The sequence below is a fragment of the Mycobacterium sp. DHQP2018-32-09 genome (assembly GCF_058148405.1).
In genome coordinates, this window is the sequence record NZ_JBYVYK010000033.1 from 1 (window position 1) to 5174 (window position 5174).

Genomic DNA, 5174 nt, shown 5'->3' on the forward strand with positions numbered 1-5174 from the left:
CCGTGTGTGCGGCCGCGGTCACGGCGTGGCTGCTGGCTGCGGGCGCGCGGTCACGGCGCCGCGTCGATGGCCAGCGCCGCGTCCTCGACGGCGAGTTCGGGTCCACGGGGTAGCCATGCCAGCAGCGCCCACGGCACCGCCACCGGTTCCCCGCCCAACCCGAGTGCGGCGGCGGCCGCGTCGTCGCGGATGCCGTGCACCACGCCCCCGTCGGTGACCAGATAGCGCGGCCCGGCCCGCATCCCGTCGACGCCCCCGGCGGCGGCCACGGCGGTGACGTAGGCGCAGCGCCCCGCGGGCACCACGACGCGATCGATGCGCGGTCCCGCCCCGTCGGCCTGGGCCAGCGTCACCGCCGCCGGATCGGGGCCGGGGGCCTCGAGCAGGTCGGTGCGCGCGTGCACCGCGTCCCACCGCACGCAGACGGTCTGGGCGGTCACGGGCGGTGTCCGCGGGGCCCGGTCGTCCTCGGGCAGCAGGTCGAGCAGCGCCCGGGAGACGGGGTGCGGGAGCAGACCGTCGAGGCCCAGCGCGGCCACCAGCGCACGGTCGCGGAGGTCGACACGGGTGCGCACGCCGTCGTGTAGCACCGCGGTGCCGGCCGGGCCCTCACCGCGGGGCGTCACGAGCATCGCGGGCACGGGGTCCGCCCCGCCCGGCCCGCCGACGACGAGCGTGGTGTCGGTGCCGTCGCACACCGCCCAGGTGTCCCAGCGGGTCGGGACGCCGATGGTCGCCGGTGCCCCCGCGATGCCCACCGCGCCGCCGCGGGCCACGCCGGCCAACGCGTCCTCGCCGACGAGGACCGGTGGCGCCGACGAGCGCAGCAGCAGCCGCGCCGACGCGAGGTTCGGCGTGGGATGCCAGGTGTCACCGATCCGCACGTACAGGGCGCCCGAATCGCGCACCATGACGAAGTGCGCGTCGGCGAGCGTGCCGCGCGGGTGCAGCTGGGCGAGCACCACGCACGCGGCGACGACGACGGTCGCGACGGCGGCGCCGGCGCCCAGCGCCCACGTCTGGGCGCGCAGCGGGTCATCGTGCAGCGCAACGTCGCGGCGCATCAGCGCGTGCGCCATGCGGCGGCGCCGCAGCCGGTGTGCGCTCACCCGGAGCCAGCTCGACGGTCCACCCGACGTTCCACCCGACGTTTCACCCGACGTTCCAAAGGCCATGTGATCCCCCGGTGTCGACCCTAGGTGGCCGTGGGGGCCCGCCATCGCACCTAATCTCCGGCGGCATCTCCGGCGGCGGGACGTCTACCCGTGGTCCTCGCGCTGCCGCTCGCGGTAGGCCGCCACGTGCTGGCGATTGCCGCAGTTGCCGGTGTCGCAGAACATCCGGGATCGGTTGCGTGACAGGTCGACGAGGACCGCCTCACAGTCGGGTGCCGCGCACGCCTTGAGCCTGCGCAACTCCCCGGCCCGGATCAGGTCCGCGAACGCCATGGCCATCTCGGCGCCCATGCGTTGCCACAGTGGGTCGTGCACCGATGCCAGGTGCAGGTGCCATTCGGGCATCTCGGCGTGGCGCGTCAGCCACGGACTGGCGCGCGTGTCGGCGAGCAGCGCGTTGACCCGTTCGACGGTGCGCACCTCGTCGGCGGCGACGTCCCACAGCTCGCCGATGCGGCCGCGCAACCGGTGCACCGATTCCAGTTCGGCGTCGTCGCGGTCGCGCCGCCCCGTCCATCCGAAGGCGTCGAGGTAGGAGTCCAGCGCCGCGATGTCCGCCAGTCGATCGCCGTCCACCCGGGCGGTGTTGACCAGCACGCAGGCCGCGCGCAGTGTGAGTTCCGTGTCATGACTGAAATTCATTTGACTCGTTACTCCTCCGACGGCTAGCGTCACGACCGTCATTCATTTTACTCATGACGGCACGTTCGACGGGACCCAGGAGGTGGTGGTGAGCACGACGACCGCACGACGCGACGCCGCGTCGACGCACTTCCGGGCCGGCCTGCTGCTCGCGATCGGCTCGGCCTTCACATTCGCCCTCTCCGGCCCCTTGGCCAAGTCCCTCATGGAAGCCGGCTGGACCCCCACCGCCGCCGTGACCGCGCGGCTCGCCGGCGGTGCCCTGGCCATGGCGGCGTTCGCCACCCTCGTCAAACGCGACTGGGCCCGCGAGGCACTGCGGCACGCCAAGACCGTCGTCGCCTACGGCATCGTCCCGATCGCCGGGGTCCAGCTGTGTTACTACAGCGCCGTCGAACACCTGTCGGTGGGCGTCGCCCTGCTGTTGGAGTACGTCTCGCCGCTGCTGGTGGTCGGCTGGCTGTGGGCGCACACCCGGCGGCGACCAGCAACCCTGGTGCTCGCGGGCGTGGCACTCGCCATCGCGGGCATCGTGCTGGTGCTCGACGTCTTCTCCGGCGCCCACGTCAACGCCGTCGGCATCGCCTGGGGCATGGGCGCCGCGGTGTGCTCGGCGTGCTACTTCGTCATGTCGGATCGTGTCGCCACGGCCGGTGAGGCCGGAGACCGGGAACCGCTCGACCCCCTCACCCTCGCCGCGGGCGGACTGGTGGTCGGCGCGCTCGCCGTCGCACTGCTCGGCGTCACCGGCGCCCTGCCGCTGGCGTTCACCACCTCGTCGGTCGTGATCGCCGGGTGGACCACCTCGTGGCTGGTCCCCGTCGCGCTGCTGGCACTGGTACCCACGGCCGTCGCCTACACCATGGGCATCATGGCCATCACCCGACTCAAGCCGCGGTTCGCGTCGCTCGTCGCCCTCGCCGAGGTGCTGTTCGCCGTCCTGGCCGCCTGGGCGCTCGTCGGGGAGGCCATCACCGTCACCCAGGCCGTCGGCGGCGCCGTCGTGCTGGCGGGGCTCGCCCTCGCCAGGCAGGGCGACCGCACCGACGGCGCCAACACCGGGCTTCCCGAGACCCCGGCAGCACCCCCGCACGTTCGGCCCGAGCATTCGTCGTAGCCCGCTTCGGTGTGTGAAGATGCAGGGTGTGAGCTTGCGTAGAACGACTATGCGTCTGGCCGCGATCCTGGCGGCCGTCGTGTCTGCGACGTCGATCGTCGTTGCCGCCCCCGCCGCCGCGGAGCCGGCGTGCTCCGACATCGAGGTCATCTTCGGGCGCGGTACCAGCGAGCCGCCGGGCATCGGACGCGTCGGCCAAGCCCTCGTCGACGCACTGATCCCCCAGGTCGGCGGGCGCACGGTGTCCTCCTACGGGATGAACTACCCCGCCACCTACGACTTCCTGACCGCCGCCGACGGCGCCAACGACGCCACGGCCCGCATCGCCACGCTCGCCGCCACCTGCCCCAACACCCGCGTGGTGCTGGGCGGGTACTCGCAGGGCGCCGCCGCCGTCGACATGCTGGCCGGGGTACCGCCGCTGGGCAACCGGATCGGCGAGGTGGGCTCGGCACCACCGCTGCCGGGCAATCTCGACGGCATGGTGGCCGCCGTCGCCGTGTTCGGCAATCCGTCGGCGAAGTTCAGCCTGCCGCTCGACGGTGCTGGGACGTTCGCGGGGCGCTCGATCGACCTGTGCAGCGACGGGGATCCCATCTGCTCGCGCGGCCGCAACCCGTTCGCCCACACGCACTACGAGACCTCCGACTTCATTCCGCAGGCGGCCGCATTCGTAGCAAGGCTTGTCTAGCCCAGCTACGCGTTAGCATGTGGTGTGCTCCGTGATCTTGTTCGGCGCCGTGTCGCCGCCGCCGCCCTCGTCGCCGCCACCACGCTGACGGCCGGCCTCACCCTGGTGACTGCTCCCACCGCCGCCGCCGAGGGCTGTCCCGACATCGAGGTGGTGTTCGCGCGTGGCACCACCGAGGCGCCGGGCCTCGGCCTCGTGGGCGGCTCGTTCGTGAGCGACCTACGCGGCAAGGTGGGCGGCCGGTCGGTGGGCGCGTACGCCGTGAACTATCCCGCCAGCTACGACTTCCTGGCCGCCGCCAACGGCGCCAACGATGCGAGCGCCCACATCCAGTACATGATGGGCGCCTGCCCCAACACCCGATTGGTGCTGGGCGGCTACTCGCAGGGCGCGGCCGTGATGGACGTCATCGCCGCGGTGCCGATCCCGGCGGTCGGGTTCACCAACCCGCTACCGCCCAACACCCCCGACTTCGTCGCCGGCATCGCGGTGTTCGGCAACCCTTCGGCGAAGCTCGGGTTGCCGTTGACCACCAGCCCGGTGTGGGGCCCCCGAGCCATCGACCTGTGCAACGGCGGCGACCCGGTGTGCCAGACCGACGGCGAGGACGTCGCCGCCCACCGCGCCTACGCCGGCGGCCCCACGGACCAGGCGGCCACCTTCATCGCCGGCCTGCTGTGAAGTGACCGCGATCTTCCCCCGGAATTCCTGAAAACGGTCGGCTAGCATCGGTTTCGTGATCCGTCGCTCCGTCGTCACGGCACTCGTCGTCGCGTTCACCGCGGCTGCCCTGCTCGTCGCGCCCCCGATCGTCACGCCGCGCCTCGCGGCCACGGCCGCAGCGGCCTGCCCGGCCGTCGAGCTGATCTTCGCGCGCGGCCGGCTGGAACCCGCAGGCGCCGGGCAGATCGGCAATGCCCTGGCGAGCGCGCTGCGCTCCCGAGGAAAGAACGTCAACCTCTACGCTGTGCGGTACCCGGCCGACAATCAGATCGACGTGGGCGCCAACGACATGAGCGCCCGCGTGCAGAGCACCATGGCCGGCTGCCCCGACACCCGCATCGTCGTGGGCGGGTACTCCCTGGGCGCCGCGGTCACGGACGTGTTGCTCGCCGTGCCGTTCCAGTTCTTCGGGTTCAACAACCCGCTGCCGCCGGGGGCCGACCAGCACATCGCCGCCGTGGCCCTGTTCGGCAACGGCAGCGCGTGGGCAGGCCCGCTGGGCGCGGTGAGCCCTCTGTACCGCGAGCGCACCATCGATCTCTGCCACGGCGTCGACCCGATCTGCAACCCGGCCGACCCCAACACGTGGGAGAAGAACTGGTCCGACCACGCCGCCAAGGCCTACATCGACGCCGGCATGGTCAACCAGGCCGCCGACTTCATCGCGGGCCGCGTCTAGCCAGTGGGGCCCGATGCCAGGACGCCCGCCCAGCGGTAGGACGCCGGCCCAGCAGACCATTGATGCCCATGCCCACCCCTTAGCGACAACGAGCGACAACGCACGCGATCGTCCACAGGGCGCGGCCCACCGAGCAGTGAGGTCTCG

General features: G+C 72.5%; 6 protein-coding genes. 4 read left to right on the forward strand and 2 right to left on the reverse strand.

Annotation, left to right across the window (positions count from 1 at the left end):
• Window positions 1-50 precede the first annotated feature (50 nt).
• Together eccB and AC30CM_RS16690 are read right to left on the reverse strand one after the other, a co-directional pair.
• Window positions 51-1175: a type VII secretion protein EccB gene (gene eccB, locus AC30CM_RS16685; RefSeq protein ID WP_490118015.1), complete on the reverse strand. Its 1125-nt coding sequence runs from the start codon at window positions 1173-1175 to the stop codon at window positions 51-53.
• An 84-nt stretch (window positions 1176-1259) separates the two neighbouring features.
• Window positions 1260-1817: a CGNR zinc finger domain-containing protein gene (locus tag AC30CM_RS16690; protein WP_490118016.1), complete on the reverse strand. Its 558-nt coding sequence runs from the start codon at window positions 1815-1817 to the stop codon at window positions 1260-1262.
• 88 nt (window positions 1818-1905) lie between these two features.
• On the opposite strand from AC30CM_RS16690, the gene AC30CM_RS16695 reads away from it, so the two are divergent.
• Genes AC30CM_RS16695 through AC30CM_RS16710 form a run of 4 tightly spaced genes read left to right on the forward strand, consistent with a single transcriptional unit; the run spans window position 1906 to window position 5027 of the window.
• Complete coding sequence (locus AC30CM_RS16695; protein ID WP_490118017.1) at window positions 1906-2934, forward strand: EamA family transporter; 1029 nt, start codon at window positions 1906-1908, stop codon at window positions 2932-2934.
• Window positions 2935-2953: 19 nt separating this feature from the next.
• Window positions 2954-3625, forward strand: coding sequence for a cutinase family protein (locus AC30CM_RS16700; protein WP_490118018.1), 672 nt, complete (start codon window positions 2954-2956; stop codon window positions 3623-3625).
• Window positions 3626-3649: 24 nt separating this feature from the next.
• The gene (locus AC30CM_RS16705; protein WP_490118019.1) at window positions 3650-4306 is read left to right on the forward strand and encodes a cutinase family protein; all 657 of its coding nucleotides are present in this window, start codon (window positions 3650-3652) and stop codon (window positions 4304-4306) included.
• Window positions 4307-4361: 55 nt separating this feature from the next.
• The gene (locus tag AC30CM_RS16710) at window positions 4362-5027 is read left to right on the forward strand and encodes a cutinase family protein (protein ID WP_490118020.1); all 666 of its coding nucleotides are present in this window, start codon (window positions 4362-4364) and stop codon (window positions 5025-5027) included.
• Window positions 5028-5174 lie beyond the last annotated feature (147 nt).

What these genes read in the sequence shown, in the direction of transcription:
- eccB (WP_490118015.1), bottom strand. Translation starts at nt 1,175, where the DNA reads ATGGCCTTTGGAACGTCGGGTGAAACGTCGGGTGGAACGTCGGGTGGA.
- AC30CM_RS16690 (WP_490118016.1), bottom strand. Translation starts at nt 1,817, where the DNA reads ATGAATTTCAGTCATGACACGGAACTCACACTGCGCGCGGCCTGCGTG.
- AC30CM_RS16700 (WP_490118018.1), top strand. Translation starts at nt 2,954, where the DNA reads ATGCAGGGTGTGAGCTTGCGTAGAACGACTATGCGTCTGGCCGCGATC.